At 72.9% G+C, this 14,405-nt stretch carries 13 protein-coding genes, 1 tRNA gene and 1 pseudogene; 8 read left to right on the top strand and 7 right to left on the bottom strand.

Annotated features, from left to right (window positions below):
* Positions 1-182 (bottom strand): annotated as a pseudogene (locus AB0E96_RS15910) (hypothetical protein); the annotation flags it as partial.
* A 255-nt stretch (positions 183-437) separates the two neighbouring features.
* On the opposite strand from AB0E96_RS15910, the gene AB0E96_RS15905 reads away from it, so the two are divergent.
* The 3 genes from AB0E96_RS15905 (at position 438) to AB0E96_RS15895 (ending at position 2,000) form a co-directional block, all read left to right on the top strand.
* Positions 438-519 (top strand) — tRNA-Leu (locus AB0E96_RS15905).
* Positions 520-657: 138 nt separating this feature from the next.
* On the top strand, positions 658-1,530 hold the full coding sequence (locus AB0E96_RS15900) for a Bax inhibitor-1/YccA family protein (RefSeq protein ID WP_359823494.1): 873 nt from the start codon (positions 658-660) through the stop codon (positions 1,528-1,530).
* An 86-nt stretch (positions 1,531-1,616) separates the two neighbouring features.
* On the top strand, positions 1,617-2,000 hold the full coding sequence (locus AB0E96_RS15895; protein WP_359823493.1) for a hypothetical protein: 384 nt from the start codon (positions 1,617-1,619) through the stop codon (positions 1,998-2,000).
* Between the two features lie 90 nt (positions 2,001-2,090).
* On the opposite strand, the gene AB0E96_RS15890 is transcribed toward AB0E96_RS15895, so the two are convergent.
* From AB0E96_RS15890 to AB0E96_RS15880, 3 genes are all read right to left on the bottom strand, one after another.
* Positions 2,091-3,029: a hypothetical protein gene (locus tag AB0E96_RS15890; RefSeq protein ID WP_359823491.1), complete on the bottom strand. Its 939-nt coding sequence runs from the start codon at positions 3,027-3,029 to the stop codon at positions 2,091-2,093.
* 291 nt (positions 3,030-3,320) lie between these two features.
* A complete protein-coding gene (locus AB0E96_RS15885; RefSeq protein WP_359823489.1) occupies positions 3,321-4,541 on the bottom strand; it encodes an acetyl-CoA C-acetyltransferase in 1,221 nt (406 codons plus the stop codon).
* A 63-nt stretch (positions 4,542-4,604) separates the two neighbouring features.
* The gene (locus AB0E96_RS15880; RefSeq protein WP_359823487.1) at positions 4,605-5,675 is read right to left on the bottom strand and encodes an SGNH/GDSL hydrolase family protein; all 1,071 of its coding nucleotides are present in this window, start codon (positions 5,673-5,675) and stop codon (positions 4,605-4,607) included.
* A 210-nt stretch (positions 5,676-5,885) separates the two neighbouring features.
* On the opposite strand from AB0E96_RS15880, the gene AB0E96_RS15875 reads away from it, so the two are divergent.
* The 3 genes from AB0E96_RS15875 to AB0E96_RS15865 all read left to right on the top strand — a co-directional run bounded on the left by AB0E96_RS15875 (position 5,886) and on the right by AB0E96_RS15865 (position 9,762).
* Positions 5,886-7,286, top strand: a complete 1,401-nt coding sequence (locus AB0E96_RS15875) for a cystathionine beta-synthase (RefSeq protein WP_359823485.1) — start codon at positions 5,886-5,888, stop codon at positions 7,284-7,286.
* Between the two features lie 654 nt (positions 7,287-7,940).
* Complete coding sequence (locus AB0E96_RS15870) at positions 7,941-8,279, top strand: hypothetical protein (protein ID WP_359823483.1); 339 nt, start codon at positions 7,941-7,943, stop codon at positions 8,277-8,279.
* Between the two features lie 199 nt (positions 8,280-8,478).
* Complete coding sequence (locus AB0E96_RS15865; RefSeq protein ID WP_359823481.1) at positions 8,479-9,762, top strand: Ig-like domain-containing protein; 1,284 nt, start codon at positions 8,479-8,481, stop codon at positions 9,760-9,762.
* 102 nt (positions 9,763-9,864) lie between these two features.
* Here the strand turns inward: AB0E96_RS15865 and AB0E96_RS15860 are convergent, their stop codons facing one another.
* Together AB0E96_RS15860 and msrA are read right to left on the bottom strand one after the other, a co-directional pair.
* On the bottom strand, positions 9,865-10,227 hold the full coding sequence (locus tag AB0E96_RS15860) for a cupin domain-containing protein (protein WP_359823479.1): 363 nt from the start codon (positions 10,225-10,227) through the stop codon (positions 9,865-9,867).
* Positions 10,228-10,363: 136 nt separating this feature from the next.
* Positions 10,364-11,029 carry a peptide-methionine (S)-S-oxide reductase MsrA gene (msrA, locus tag AB0E96_RS15855; protein ID WP_359823477.1) on the bottom strand — a complete coding sequence of 222 codons (666 nt, stop codon included), beginning with the start codon at positions 11,027-11,029 and terminating at the stop codon, positions 10,364-10,366.
* Between the two features lie 189 nt (positions 11,030-11,218).
* Here msrA and AB0E96_RS15850 point away from each other — a divergent pair, with 189 nt between their 5' ends.
* Positions 11,219-12,373, top strand: coding sequence for a cystathionine gamma-synthase (locus AB0E96_RS15850; RefSeq protein ID WP_359823475.1), 1,155 nt, complete (start codon positions 11,219-11,221; stop codon positions 12,371-12,373).
* A 38-nt stretch (positions 12,374-12,411) separates the two neighbouring features.
* On the opposite strand, the gene AB0E96_RS15845 is transcribed toward AB0E96_RS15850, so the two are convergent.
* Positions 12,412-12,894, bottom strand: a complete 483-nt coding sequence (locus AB0E96_RS15845; RefSeq protein WP_359823473.1) for a MarR family transcriptional regulator — start codon at positions 12,892-12,894, stop codon at positions 12,412-12,414.
* Positions 12,895-13,016: 122 nt separating this feature from the next.
* Here AB0E96_RS15845 and ilvA point away from each other — a divergent pair, with 122 nt between their 5' ends.
* A complete protein-coding gene (gene ilvA / locus AB0E96_RS15840; RefSeq protein WP_359823471.1) occupies positions 13,017-14,228 on the top strand; it encodes a threonine ammonia-lyase in 1,212 nt (403 codons plus the stop codon).
* Positions 14,229-14,405: the final 177 nt, after the last annotated feature.

Raw genomic sequence — 14,405 nt, 5'->3', positions numbered from 1 at the left:
GCGGTGAACTCGCCCTGGGGGAAGACCACGCTGACGTTGTCGAGGGCGACGACGCGGGTCTCCCCCTCCCCGTAGACCTTGTTCAGGCCGGTGGCTCGGGCGGCCGCCAGGCCGGTGCGGACGGCGGTTGCGGTCGACGTGGTCACGGGGGACTCCTTGGGCTCGCGGACTTGTACCTCCATGTTCCGCGACGTGATCATGGTCCTGCGTCGCTCCGCCGGACGGTTGGTCCTACCACCGCTGGGCGTACGGAGAGGAGCACCCCTCCTCCTGCGGTATGACGTGGACCCTGAGGCGACGGGGATGGCCGGAACGGATATCCTTCGTGGCCGAATCCCGGACAGTTCGTCAGATGGCAAGGAAACATGACAACTTCCGGGGCTGGGGACATGCGAAAGAGTGAGTCGGGCGACTAGGCTCTGGGTGGTTTCGCAGACGCCCGGATGGTGGAACGCAGACACGGGCAGCTTAAAACTGCTTGGCCGCGAGGCCGTGCCGGTTCGAGTCCGGCTCCGGGCACCGATCACCCGGCGGGGGCGCGACGGCGTCCCCGCCGGTCGCAGTTCACCGATCCTCCTCGCGGCGTATCCCGGAATTTTTGCCAAGCCATTACCCTTGTACACGGGCGGTGCAGTGCCGCCACGGAGGGAATGAGCAATGAGAAGCAGCAACCCGGTCTTCTCGCGGGAGGGGTCCTTCACCCGCGACTCCGGCTACGCAGGGTTCGGCAGCGCCCCGCAGGCCGGGAACCCGTACGGCAACAACCCCTACGCGGGCACGTCCTACGCCCAGCAGCCGCAGGGCCAGGCCCCGATGACCGACGAGCAGCTCTACGAGCTGTACAACGGTCCGTCGGCCGGTCCGGCCGCCACCGGGCGGATGACACTGGACGACGTGGTCGCCCGCACCGCCATGACGCTGCTGACGCTCGTCGCCGCCGGCGCGGTGGCCTGGTTCGTGCTGCCGTTCGAGAACTTCGGCTACGCGATCGCCGCCAGCCTGGTGGCCATGGTCGTCGGCCTGGTGGTCTCGTTCAAGCGCAGCGTCAGCCCGCCGCTGATCCTGACCTACGCGGCCCTCCAGGGCTTCGCGATGGGCGCGATCTCGCACGCCGCCAACACCATGCTGAACGGCATCGTGATCCAGGCGGTGCTGGGCACGGCGGCGGTCTTCGCGGCGACGCTGTTCGCCTACAAGAGCGGCCGGATCCGGGTCACCGCGCGCTACCAGCGGATCGGCATCTCGATCGCCCTGGGCTTCGTGCTGCTGATGCTGGTCAACATGATCGCGATGGCCTTCGGCGCCGACATGGGCCTGCGCTCCGGCCCGCTGGGCATCGTGGTCGGCCTGATCGGCATCGGCCTGGGCGCCTTCTTCCTGTCGCTGGACTTCGCGGAGATCGAGGAGGCCATCGCCCAGGGCGCCCCGCAGCGGGAGTCCTGGCGGGCCGCCTTCGGGCTCACCGTGGCGCTGGTCTGGATCTACGTGGAGATGCTGCGGCTGATCGCGATCCTGCGCGGCGACGACTGACGGCCCTTCCCGTCGTGAACACTGCCGCCGGGCCCCGGAGCGACTCGCTCCGGGGCCCGGCGGCTTTCTCGCCTAGGCTCCTGTCCATGCATGACGTAGAGCCCCTGGACGTGGATCCCCTGGTCGAAGCCGTCGACAGGCTGGCGGATCGTTTCCGCTCGCTGCCGCAGAGCAAGCTGCTGGGCGCGGTGCCCGGGCACGCCTCGCGGGCGGCGGCCGCGCTGGAACTGGCGCGCCGGCTGGCCGGGCTGGCCACGGCGGTGGAGGGCGGCCCGCGGCGGGAGTTCCCGGAGGCCGGGGCCTTCGCCGTGGGGGACCAGCTGGCCGTCGCCGGGCACGACCTGGCGGCCGCGCTGGCGGCCCTGCCGGAGGGCGCGGAGGTGGCCCTGCCGGCCGGGCCGGTGGCGGCGGCCGGGGTGCTGGCGGGTGCGGTGGCCGCGGTGCGGGAGACGACGGCGCTCTGCGGCTGAGGCCCGGGGGCGCACACGCCGAAGGCCGGCCGGATCGGTAACCCCGTGATCCGGCCGGCCTTCGGTGTGCCCGGCGCCGGTGAGCGGCTGTCAGATGCTGGCGACCACCCGGTCGGCGAGCACGTAGACGGCCTCCTCGTCGGTGGAGAAGGTCAGCGAGTACGAGCCGGAGAAGCGCGAGCCGCCGAGCAGCCGCACGTGCTCACCGGCCCGGACGGCGTCGATCAGCCGGTACGCGGCCTCGCGGTCGCCCGGGGCCACGCAGAGGGTGGTGCCGTCGGCGAAGGCGTACACGTCCAGGGTGCCCAGCGGGCCCGGGCGGACGTCGATCAGGGCGACCGCCTCCTCGGCGAGGGCGGCCAGCCGGCTGTCGGTCCACTCCCGGGACGGCGCCTGGCTGGGGACGAAGTCGGGGTGCGAGGGGTGGCGGCGCGGGTCGGGCGCGGCGACCGGGGCCTCCTCGACGGCCGGATCGGTGTCCAGCAGCCCGGCCTCCAGGCCGGTGGCCAGCAGGTCGGCCTCGCGGCGGGCCCGGGCGTCCTTGGTCTCGCCGACCGGATGGCCGGGGCGCAGCGGCACGCCGCCCTCGGTGCCGTGCTCGGTCGGGGCGGTGCCGCCCTCGTTGATCATGTCCTCCAGCGCGGAGCGCAGCGCCTCGCCGAACTCCGGGTCCATCGTCCCGGAGTTGTCGACGGCGTCCTGCGGGCCGGTGGGGCGCGGGAAGAAGAGCGGCCACTCGTCGGTGCCGGAGAACGCGCCGGAGAACGGGGAGTCGAACAGCGGGGCGTCCTCGGCCGCGCGGGCCTCCTGCTCGGCCCAGAACGCCCGGGCCTCGGTGATCTCCCGCTCGCGGTCGGCGGCGAGCGCCTCGGCGACGGCCCGGCGTATCGCGGTCTCGTCCACCGGGGCGGGCGCGGCCTGGGCCGCGGCCTGCGCGTCCAGTCGGCGGGAGAGTCCGCGGAGGTGGAGCAGCACGGCGGTCGACACGGTGATCAGGATCAGCAGCAGGATGGTGTAGACGGCGCTCACGGAACGTACTCCTAGCGAGGAGCGGAACGGGGTTACGTGTCCACACTGCCGCATGCGGGGCTGTTACTGCAGTGGCGAATGTCCAATTCCTCCGGGACTTTCGCTCTTGTCCCCAAATTGTTAGGTAACACCGTTCTACGCAGTGGAGTTGATCCGCTCCGCAGTGTCGATTTCCGGGTCGAAAACGAAAGAAAAGAGGGCCGGATCGGCCTCGCGGTGTGATCCGGCCCTCAATTACGCTGCGTCACTCCAAATGGGTGGTCCAGACCCTTCGGAGGGTGCCCCCGGGGGTCAGCTGAGGCGCTCGATGACCATCGCCATGCCCTGGCCGCCGCCGACGCACATGGTCTCCAGACCGAACTGCTTGTCGTGCCACTGCAGGGAGTTGATCAGCGTGGTGGTGATCCGGGCGCCGGTCATGCCGAAGGGGTGGCCGACCGCGATCGCGCCGCCGTTGACGTTCAGCTTGTCCAGGTCGACGCCGAGGTCGCGGTAGGAGGGGATCACCTGGGCGGCGAAGGCCTCGTTGATCTCGACCAGGTCGATGTCGTCGATGGTCAGACCGGCCCGCTTGAGCGCCTGCCTGGAGGCCTCGACCGGGCCGTAGCCCATGATCTCGGGGGAGAGCGCGCTGACGCCGGTGGAGACCACCCGGGCGAGCGGGGTGATGCCGAGCTCCCGCGCCTTGGTGTCGGACATGATGACGAGCGCGGCCGCGCCGTCGTTCAGCGGGCAGCAGTTACCGGCCGTCACGGTGCCGTCGGGGCGGAACACCGGCTTCAGGCCGGCCACGCCCTCCAGCGTGACGCCGGCGCGCGGGCCGTCGTCCGTGCTGACCACGGTGCCGTCCGGGAGCGTCACCGGGGTGATCTCGCGCTCCCAGAAGCCGGCCTTGATGGCGGCCTCGGCAAGGTTCTGCGAGCGGACGCCGAACTCGTCCTGCTCGGCGCGGGTGATGCCCTTGAGCGCGGCCAGGTTCTCGGCGGTCTGGCCCATCGCGATGTAGGCGTCCGGCAGCAGGCCGTCCTCGCGCGGGTCGTGCCACGCGCCGCCGCCCTCCTCGGCCCGCTTCTTCGTCCGGGCCTGGGCCTCGTCGAAGATCGGGTTCGTGGTGCCAGGCAGGCCGTCCGAGGTGCCGTTCACGCTGCGCGAGACGGTCTCCACACCGGCCGAGAGGAAGACGTCGCCCTCGCCCGCCCTGATCGCGTGCAGCGCCATCCGCGTGGTCTGGAGCGAGGAGGAGCAGTAGCGGGTGATGGTGGCGCCGGGCAGGTAGTCCATGCCCATCTGGACGGCCACGATGCGGGCCAGGTTGTGGCCCTGCTCGCCGCCGGGCAGGCCGCAGCCCAGCATCAGGTCGTCGATCTCGCGCGGGTCGAGCTGCGGCACCTTGGCGAGCGCGGCCTGGATGACGTGGGCGGTCAGGTCGTCCGGGCGGACGTCCTTGAGCGAACCCTTGAAGGCCCGGCCGATCGGCGAACGGGCGGCGCTGACGATGACGGCTTCGGGCATGGCGGGCTCCTCGCTGGGTGACGGCGGACCTGGCGTCCGGGAGGAAAGTTACCGCCTGGTAGCTCAGGCGTCACCCGGGCCGGCGTGTGAGCTGGCCGACGTGTTCCCGGAGGCCGTACCGGCCTCCTTCCCGCTCTCCGGGCGGGGTAGGCCGATCCGCAGCCGGTGCCTCAGCTGGGCCCAGCGGCGGCCGGTGCCCTCCGCCGGTACGGCCGCCACCTCGGTGCCCTCCCGGCCCGCCGCCGCCGCGGCCGCCACCGCGACCGGCAGCACCGCGGCGCCCGGGACGGCCGCGGCCGGGCGCTCCTCCTCCGGCCAGAGCCCGAGCGCGGCGCAGACCGAGGGCAGCACGGCCATCGCGGCGGTCGCGTAGCCCTGGGCCGAGGGGTGGTAGCGGTCGGCGGCGAACATCTCCGGGCGCGCCGCGAACTCCGGGCCCAGCAGCGAGCCCAGCGACACCGTCCGGCCGCCCGCCTCCACGACCGCGATGGTCTGCGCGGCGGCCAGCTGCCGGCTCAGCCGGCGGGCCACCCAGCGCAGCGGCGGCCGCACCGGCTTGATCGTCCCGAGGTCCGGGCAGGTGCCGACGACCACCTCGCAGCCGTTGGCGCGCAGGGCGGCGACGGCCTCGCCGAGCTGGCGGACGGCCAGTTGGGCCGGGCTGTGCCGGGTCACGTCGTTGGCGCCGACGATGATCACGGCGATGTCCGGCCGGTGCCGCAGGGCCCGTTCCAGCTGACCGGGGAGATCGGCGGAGCGGCCGCCGGAGCGGGCCACGTTGACCAGCCGGACCGGCCGCTCGGCCACCGAGGCGAGGCCCGCGGCCAGCAGCGCGCCCGGGGTCTCGCCGGCACGGGCCACGCCGAGGCCGGCGCCGGTGGAGTCGCCGAGGACGGCCAGCACGAGCGGGGCCCGGGGGGCGGCGGCGCGGTCGGCGAAGGCCTCCCCGTAGACGCCGTCCGCCCTGGGCGGGTGGGTCTCCAGGACGCCGATGGCCTGGACGGCCAGTTTGCTCTCGGTCAGCAGCAGGCCGACCAGGCCCACCCCGAGCAGGCCGAGCCCGCCGCCGCCGTACGCCGCCGCGGTGGCGATCCGGCGGGCCACCCGGGCCCGCGAGTTCCGTGCGCCTGGCATCCGGTGCCCCCTTCACGTGCTCCTGCCGGGCCCTGCGGGGCCGCGGCGATGCCTGCACAGCGCTCTTACCCGCGGGGGGAGCCGGAGTACCGGCGGCGTCGGCCGGGTGGGCCATTGGGGGAGGCGGGAAGGAGGGGGGCCGCGGGGCGGGTGCCACGCCCTACGCTTTGCAGTACCGAAATCGCATGCCCACAGACCGGGAGGACCCCCGTGCGGTACCACAACTCGATCATCGACCTCGTCGGCAACACGCCGCTGGTCAAGCTGAACAAGGTCACCGAGGGCATCAGCGCGACAGTGCTGGCCAAGGTCGAGTACTTCAACCCCGGTGGCTCGGTCAAGGACCGCATCGCGATGCGCATGATCGAGGCCGCCGAGGCCTCGGGCGCCCTCAAGCCCGGCGGCACCATCGTCGAGCCGACCTCCGGCAACACCGGTGTCGGCCTGGCGATCGTGGCCCAGCAGAAGGGCTACAAGTGCATCTTCGTCTGTCCCGACAAGGTCTCCACCGACAAGATCAACACCCTGCGCGCGTACGGCGCCGAGGTGGTCGTCTGCCCGACCGCCGTCGCCCCGGAGCACCCGGACTCCTACTACAACGTCTCCGACCGGCTCGTCCGGGAGACCCCGAACGCCTGGAAGCCGGACCAGTACTCCAACCCGGACAACCCGGCCTCGCACTTCCACTCCACCGGCCCGGAGCTGTGGGAGCAGACCGACGGGAAGATCACCCACTTCGTCGCGGGCGTCGGTACCGGCGGCACCATCTCCGGCACCGGCAACTACCTGAAGGAGGCGTCCGGCGGCAAGGTCAAGGTGATCGGCGCCGACCCGGAGGGCTCGGTCTACTCGGGCGGCACCGGCCGGCCGTACCTGGTCGAGGGCGTCGGTGAGGACTTCTGGCCGACCGCCTACGACCGCGGCGTCGCGGACGAGATCGTCGCCGTCTCCGACAAGGACTCGTTCCAGATGACCCGCCGCCTGGCCAAGGAGGAGGGCCTGCTGGTCGGCGGCTCCTGCGGCATGGCCGTGGTGGCCGCGCTGGAGGTCGCCCGCGGCCTCGGGCCGGACGACGTCGTGGTGGTGCTGCTGCCGGACGGCGGCCGCGGCTACCTGTCGAAGATCTTCAACGACGACTGGATGGCCGACTACGGCTTCCTGCCCTCGGCCACCGACGAGGCGCACATCGGCGAGGTGCTGGCCCGCAAGGAGTCCATCGAGCAGGGCGGTGTCCCGCAGTTCGTCCACATGCACCCCAACGAGACGGTCGCCGAGGCGGTCCGGGTGCTGCGCGAGTACGGCGTCTCGCAGATGCCGGTCGTCTCCCCGGGCGCCGGCCACCCGGACATCATGGCCGGCGAGGTGATCGGCTCGGTGGTGGAGAAGCTGCTGCTGGAGGGCATCTTCGCGAAGGACATCGAGCTCACCGACACGCTGGACAAGGTGATGTCCAAGCCGCTGCCGGTGGTCGGCTCGGGCGAGACCGTCACCAACCTGATGACCGTGCTGGAGAAGGCCGACGCGGCCGTCGTGCTGGTCGAGGGCAAGCCGCAGGGCATCGTGACCCGCCAGGACCTGCTGGGCTTCCTGACCGGCCGCGCCCAGCACTGACCCCGGGGTCACCGCCGCCCCTCCGACAGCGCTCCGACAGCCCTCCGACAGCCCTCCGCCCCTGCCGCGGAGGGACGCGGCTCCCCTCGAAGGACGCGGAGGGATCCGGAGGGTTCGTCCACGGGGGAAGTGGTACACCGGCGTCACCTGTCCGCAGCACGTGGTTAACAAGGCTCGGGCATCGTGGTGGTCAACGGCAGGACGCCGAGTGAGGCGACGGCAACCGTCCGGGAGCGGCTCCCCGGCGGTCGCGGTCGGCTCCGGACACGTCGGGCGGCCCTGACCCGGCCGCCGTGTCCTCCCGCCGTGGGAGGCGCCGTCGTCCCGCCCCTGACCGGCCCCGCGGCCGGCTGACAGGGTGCGGCGGCTCCCGCGGCAGCACCGCGCCGTACGGCGCGTGTCCCCGTGGCTCCCGGGTGGGGGAGCCCAGGCGGGGCAGCGGTGGGGCCGGTCCTTCTCCGAGGGACCGGCCCCTTCCGTTGGTACGGGCCGCTCCGGGCCCGGCTCTCGGTGCCCGGGGCCCGGCCCGCGGCGGTGCCCGGGCCGGGATCGCCCCCGGCGCACTCCGGGCAGGTCGAGCCGGGCGCGCGGGGCGTGCTCCGGGCGGCCGCCCGTGCGCCGCGCCGGGCGCGGCCGTCCCGTACGCTCGCACGCATGACCAGCACTGAAACGACCGACCAGGACAGCCCGCGCTACGTCCGGGTCAAGATCGAGCTCATCGCGGAGATCACCGACGAGGGCGCGCTCAAGGCGGCCGCCCTGGAGGCGGTCACCGCGGACGAGTACCTCGACGACGAGGAGCGCGCCCAGTCCGTCGAGGCCATCGAGGTGGACCCGTCGGGTTCGCTCGCCCACTTCATCGACCCCGTCGCCCTGCTCGGCGAGGTGCCCGGCGTGGAGCTCGCCTCGGCGACCTGGGAGTCGGCGCAGACCGAGTTCGACCCGGAGAGCGAGGAGTGGGACGAGTACCAGGTGGACGAGTCCGCCGAGTAGGACGCGGCGGCCGGTGGCGGCGCCCGCCGTCCCCGCCCGTGAACGCCCGGTCCGCCTCGCGGGCCGGGCGTTTCGTCCCTGTTCGTCGGCAAGTTGGGTCATCTCATACGATCGCTTACCCTTCGGTGATGGAACCGTGAACGGGCGGATTGCGTTTCTGTATCCGTAATGCCCGGGATGATCAGCAGGGAGACGCGACGTGACGGCACGGGACGGTCAGGGGCGGGCGGCCGCAAGCAACTGGAGCCGGCGCGGGGTCCTCGCGGGACTGATCGGAGCGCCCGTCCTGCTGCTGGCCGCCTGCAACGACAACAGCAGCGCCAGCGGTAGCGGCGGCAGTGGCAGCGGCTCCGGCGGCGGGAACGGCACCCCGGGCTCCGGCGGTGGCGGCAGCAGCGCGCCGAAGACCTCGACGGCGGTCATCACCGTGACCCCGGCCGACGGCGCCGCCTCCGCGAGCTTCAGCGACCCGGTCAAGGTCACCGTCGCCAACGGCACCCTGAGCAGCGTCAAGGTCACCGACACCACCGGCAAGGAACTGGCCGGCCAGCTCTCCGCCGACGGCACCAGCTGGACCTCGGCCGCCGCCCCCGCCAGCGGTACCAAGTACTCCGTCGCCGCCACCGCCTTCGACAAGGACAAGCTGGAGGCGGACTCCAACGCCGTCTTCACCACGGCGACCCCGGCCAACACCTTCGTCGGCTACTTCACCCCCGAGGACGGCTCGACGGTCGGCGTCGGCATGCCGGTCTCGATCAACTTCAGCAAGCCGGTCACCGACCGCAAGACCGTCCAGCAGGCGATCACGGTGATAGCCGAGCCGGGCGTCGAGATCGTCGGCCACTGGTTCTCCAGCACCCGACTCGACTTCCGGCCGCAGGAGTACTGGGCCAAGGGCACCAAGGTCACCCTCAAGCTCCGGCTCAAGGACGTCGAGGGCGCCAAGGGCGTGTACGGCACCCAGTCCAAGGACGTGAGCTTCACCATCGGCCGCGCCCAGACCAGCGTCGCCGACCTCGCCACCAAGAAGCTCACCGTCACCACCGACGGCCAGGTCAGCGCGGTCTACAAGATCTCCGGCGGCTCGCCCGAGCACACCACCTGGGGCGGCAAGATGGTGATCTCCGAGCAGTACACCCAGACCCGGATGAACTCGCAGACCGTCAACCTGGGCAGCGAGTACGACATCGCGGACGTGCCGCACGCCCAGCGCCTCAGCACCTCCGGCACCTTCATCCACGGCAACTACTGGTCCTCGCCGTCGATCTTCGGCGGCCAGAACACCAGCCACGGCTGCATCGGCCTCCAGGACGCCAAGGGCGCCCAGGACGGCGGCACCGACGGCTCCAGGTTCTACAAGTCCTCGATGATCGGCGACGTGGTCGAGGTCGTGAACTCCGGTGACAAGACGGTCGCCCCGGACAACGGCCTGAACGGCTGGAACATGGGCTGGGCCGCCTGGAAGGCCGGCAGCGCCGTCTGATCCCGCCGCTCCGGCCGTACCCGGCCGGAGGAACCCCGCGGGCGGACCGCACCCGACGGTCCGCCCGGGGAACGGGACGGATGCGGGCCGGGAGCGGGGCGGTCACCGCTTCGCGTAGTCCGCGAAGCCCTGCCAGTCGACGATCACACAGGCCTCCGGGCCCACCGTCCAGGCGTCGTGTCCGGGCGGGCAGAGCATGAAGTCGCCGGGGCCCACCTCGAACTCCCGGCCGTCGTCCATGACGATCCTCATCCGGCCGGAGACCACGTAACCGGCGTGGGCCGCCCGGCAGCTGTCGGTCCCGGCGATCGGCTTCACGTGCTTGGACCACTGCCAACCCGGCTCGAACACGGCCCGGCCCACCGGGCCGCCGTCCAGGTTGACCAGCCGCAGTTCCCCCGTGCCCCCCTCGAAGGGGCGGACTTCCTCGGGATCGTCGAAGTTCCGCTGGTAGAGACCGGACATGGCGCACTCCTCTCCACGAGGACGGCCCGGCCACCAGAGGGTGGCCGGGCCGTCCCTGCTGGCCCTTCCAGTCTGCGCCCGGACCGGGGATCGGTCACTTTGAGTGGCCGCCCCCGGGAGGGGAGGAGGATGCCGGTCAGCCCTGGGTGCGGGCGACACCGATCGGGCAGGAGGCCCCCGTACCGCCGAGACCGCAGTAGCCGTTGGGGTTCTTGGCCTCCGACAGGTACTGCTGGTGGTACGGCTCGGCCGGGAAGAAGGGGCCGGCCGGGGCGATCTCGGTGGTGATCGGGCCGTAACCGAGCGCGGTCAGGGACGGCTGGAACGCGTCCCGGGTGGCCGCCGCGGCCTCGGCCTGGGCGGGGGAGTGGGTGTAGACGGCGGAGCGGTACTGGGTGCCGACGTCGTTGCCCTGGCGGTTGCCCTGCGTCGGGTCGTGCGCCTCCCAGAACGTCTTCAGCAGGCGCTCGTAGGAGATCACGGCCGGGTCGTACACCACCCGGACCGCCTCGGTGTGCCCGGTCAGCCCGCTGCACACCTCCTCGTACGTCGGGTTGGGGGTGTGGCCGCCCTGGTAGCCGACCAGCGTCGTCCAGACACCGGGCAGCTGCCAGAAGGCGCGCTCGGCGCCCCAGAAGCAGCCCAGCCCGAAGTCGGCGACCTCCAGGCCCTCGGGGTACGGGCCGGGCAGCGGGTGCCCGAGCACGGTGTGCGGTTCGGTCAGGGCGAAGCCCGGGGCGGGCCGGCCGGGCAGCGCCTGGTCGGCGGGGACGAGCGAGGTCTTGTGGCGGTTGAACAGCACGGCCTGCTCCAGCGGGTCGGGGAACCTGGCGCAGTGTCCAACGCGAACGGCCGCCCCCGGATTCCGGGAGCGGCCCCGGGGCCCGGCGCACCGAGCCCCGGCCCTCGGCACCCCCGCTCCGACCTGCGGATTCATCCCGCTCGCCGGTTCGTGCGGGCCGAACGGCATTCGCACACTAGGCTCGGACCCATGACCGAGCACCAGCTTCCTCAGGGCTTCGAGACCCTCGCCATCCACGCGGGTCAGGAAGCGGACCCCCAGACCGGGGCCGTCGTCACGCCGATCTACCAGGTGTCCACCTACAAGCAGGACGGGGTGGGCGGACTGCGGGGCGGCTACGAGTACAGCCGCAGCGCCAACCCGACCCGCACCGCGCTGGAGGAGTGCCTCGCGGCACTGGAGGGCGGCGCCCGCGGCCTCGCCTTCGCCTCCGGCCTGGCCGCCGAGGACACCCTGCTGCGCACCATCCTCAAGCCGGGCGACCACATCGTGATCCCCAACGACGCCTACGGCGGCACCTTCCGGCTGTTCGCCAAGGTACTGACCCGCTGGGGCGTCGAGTTCTCCGTGGCCAACACCCAGGACCTGGCCACCGTCCGCGAGGCGCTGCGCCCCAACACCCGCGCGGTGTGGGTGGAGACCCCGTCCAACCCGCTGCTGGGCATCACCGACCTGGCCGCGCTCGCCGAGATCGCGCACGGCGCCGGCGCGCTGCTGGTGGTCGACAACACCTTCGCCAGCCCGTACCTCCAGCAGCCGATCTCGCTCGGCGCGGACGCCGTCGTGCACTCCACCACCAAGTACATGGGCGGCCACTCGGACGTGGTCGGCGGCGCCCTGGTGCTCGCCGACGCGGGCCTCGGCGAGGAGGTCGCGTACCACCAGAACGCGATGGGCGCCGTCTCCGGCCCGTTCGACGCCTGGCTGGTGCTGCGCGGCATCAAGACGCTGGGCGTCCGGATGGACCGGCACAGCGCCAACGCGGAGAAGGTCGCCGAGCTGCTGGCGAGCCACCCGAAGGTCAGCCAGGTGCTCTACCCGGGCCTGCCCGAGCACCCCGGCCACGACATCGCGGCCAAGCAGATGAAGGCCTTCGGCGGCATGGTCTCGTTCCGGGTCGCCGACGGCGAGGAGGCGGCCGTCGAGGTCTGCAACCGCGCGCGGCTGTTCACCCTCGGAGAGTCGCTCGGCGGCGTCGAGTCGCTGATCGAGCACCCGGGCCGGATGACCCACGCCTCGGTGGCGGGCTCGCCGCTGGAGGTGCCGTCCGACCTGGTGCGCGTCTCGGTCGGCATCGAGTCGATCGACGACCTGCTGGCCGACCTCGAGCAGGCGCTCGGCTAAGGTGCCTCGGTGCCCGGGGCCGTCGCGGCCCCGGGCGCTCACTGCCCCTGCCGGTCCGCCGAGTACGACTCCATCGCGAGGTTGAAGCGGGACAGCAGGGCGCAGAACGCGTGCTGCTCCTCCGGTGGCCAGTCGGCCACCAGGCGGCGGGTCAACTCGGCCCGGCCGTCCCGGACTTCGGTGAGCCGGCCGACGCCGTGCGAGGTCAGCGCGAGCCGTACGGCGCGGCGGTCGGCCGGGTCCTGCACCCGGCCGACCAGCCCGGCCGCGACCAGCGGGGCGACCTGGCGGGTCACTGTGGAGGAGTCCACGCCCAGCGCCTCGGCCAGCGCCTTGACGTTGGCGGGCCCGTGCCGCTCCAGCCGGTCGAGCAGCAGGTAGGCGGCCCGGTCCAGCGCCCCGACCCCGCCGCCGGAGGTCCGGACCTGCTCCATCCGGCGTGCGAACACGGCCAGCTGGTACTGGAGTTGGGTGTGCACGGGGTCGGTGCGGTCGGTGGCCTGGGGCGAGGTCGTCGTCATCGCGGCTCACGATCGTCGTGCGGCGAGGGAGGCTCGGAAGCAGCAGCGTACGCGGGCCGGGCGGGCCCGGGAACAGGCCCGGCATCCCGGATTGCCGTCGCCCGCACCCGTAGTCTGGCGCCATGCACACCTGGCCGATCACCCTCGACGACGTCCGCGGCGCCCAGAAGATGCTCGCCGGGGTCGCGCGGGTGACCCCGATGGAAGGCAGCCGGCACCTCTCCGGACTGGTCGGCGCGCCGGTCCACCTGAAGTGCGAGAACCTCCAGCGCACCGGGTCCTTCAAGCTGCGCGGGGCGTACGTGCGGATCGCGGGACTCTCGCCGGTGCAGCGGGCCGGCGGGGTGGTGGCGGCGAGCGCCGGGAACCACGCCCAGGGGGTGGCGCTGGCGGCCTCGCTGCTGGGCGTGCGCTCCACGGTGTTCATGCCGGTCGCGGCGCCGCTGCCGAAGGTCGCGGCCACCCGCGAGTACGGCGCCGACGTGCGGTTGCACGGCGCCTCCGTGGACGAGGCGCTGCTGGCCGCGCAGCGGTACGCGGAGGCGACCGGCGCGGTGTTCATCCACCCCTTCGACCACTGGGACGTGGTCACCGGCCAGGCGACCGTCGGGCTGGAGATCCTGGAGCAGTGCCCCGAGGTGCGGACCATCCTGGTCGGGGTGGGCGGCGGCGGGCTGCTGGCCGGGATCGCGGCGGCGGTCAAGCCGCTGCGGCCGGACGTGCGGGTGGTCGGGGTGCAGGCGGCCGGCGCGGCCGCGTACCCGCCCTCGCTGGCGGCGGGGCGGCCGGTGTCGCTGGAGCACTTCGCCACGATGGCGGACGGGATCATGGTCGGGCGTCCCGGCGACATCCCGTTCGAGGTGGTCAACACGCTGGCGGACGGCATCCGCACGGTCTCCGAGGAGGCGCTGTCGCGGGCGCTGCTGCTCGGCCTGGAGCGGCTGAAGCTGGTGGTCGAGCCGGCCGGGGCGGCTCCGATCGCGGCGCTGCTGGAACACCCGGACTCCTTCGAGGGGCCGGTGGTGGCGGTGCTGTCCGGCGGCAACATCGACCCCCAGCTGATGCAGCGGGTGCTGCGGCACGGGCTGGCGGCGGCCGGGCGCTACCTGTCGCTGCGGGTGCGGCTGGCGGACAAACCGGGCGCGCTGGCGGACCTGCTGGCCGTACTGACCAGGGTGGACGCCAACGTGCTGGACGTGGCGCACGTGCGGACCGACCCGCGGCTGGGGCTGACCGAGGTCGAGGTGGATCTGCACCTGGAGACCAAGGGGCCGGAGCACTGCGCGCTGGTGGTCGGGGAGTTGCGGGACGTCGGGTACGTGGTCGCGGGCTGAACCCCGCCCCCGCCCCCGCCCCGCCCCCGCTCCTGCCGGCCGGGGCGAGCGGCGGCCGGGCCCGGCCGCCGGTGGCAGGACGTGGTCCCTTGACGCGATATATCGCGTACTGGGAGACTCGCGATACATCGCGTTCGAGTCCCGCGGGTCGAGAATCGAGTCGCCCGTATGCCCGGA

Origin of the sequence: Kitasatospora sp. NPDC036755 (genome assembly GCF_040636595.1) — a bacterium.
In the GTDB taxonomy this organism is placed as follows: domain Bacteria; phylum Actinomycetota; class Actinomycetes; order Streptomycetales; family Streptomycetaceae; genus Kitasatospora.
Note: the sequence above shows the minus strand (reverse complement) of the source record. Positions and strands in the feature narration are given on the sequence as shown.

Coding starts and splice junctions, on each gene's coding strand:
- AB0E96_RS15885 (WP_359823489.1), bottom strand. CDS start 4,541: ATGCCCGAAGCCGTCATCGTCAGCGCCGCCCGTTCGCCGATCGGCCGG.
- AB0E96_RS15880 (WP_359823487.1), bottom strand. CDS start 5,675: ATGCCAGGCGCACGGAACTCGCGGGCCCGGGTGGCCCGCCGGATCGCC.
- AB0E96_RS15870 (WP_359823483.1), top strand. CDS start 7,941: ATGACCAGCACTGAAACGACCGACCAGGACAGCCCGCGCTACGTCCGG.
- AB0E96_RS15860 (WP_359823479.1), bottom strand. CDS start 10,227: ATGTCCGGTCTCTACCAGCGGAACTTCGACGATCCCGAGGAAGTCCGC.
- AB0E96_RS15900 (WP_359823494.1), top strand. CDS start 658: ATGAGAAGCAGCAACCCGGTCTTCTCGCGGGAGGGGTCCTTCACCCGC.
- ilvA (WP_359823471.1), top strand. CDS start 13,017: ATGCACACCTGGCCGATCACCCTCGACGACGTCCGCGGCGCCCAGAAG.
- AB0E96_RS15850 (WP_359823475.1), top strand. CDS start 11,219: ATGACCGAGCACCAGCTTCCTCAGGGCTTCGAGACCCTCGCCATCCAC.
- AB0E96_RS15895 (WP_359823493.1), top strand. CDS start 1,617: ATGCATGACGTAGAGCCCCTGGACGTGGATCCCCTGGTCGAAGCCGTC.
- AB0E96_RS15845 (WP_359823473.1), bottom strand. CDS start 12,894: ATGACGACGACCTCGCCCCAGGCCACCGACCGCACCGACCCCGTGCAC.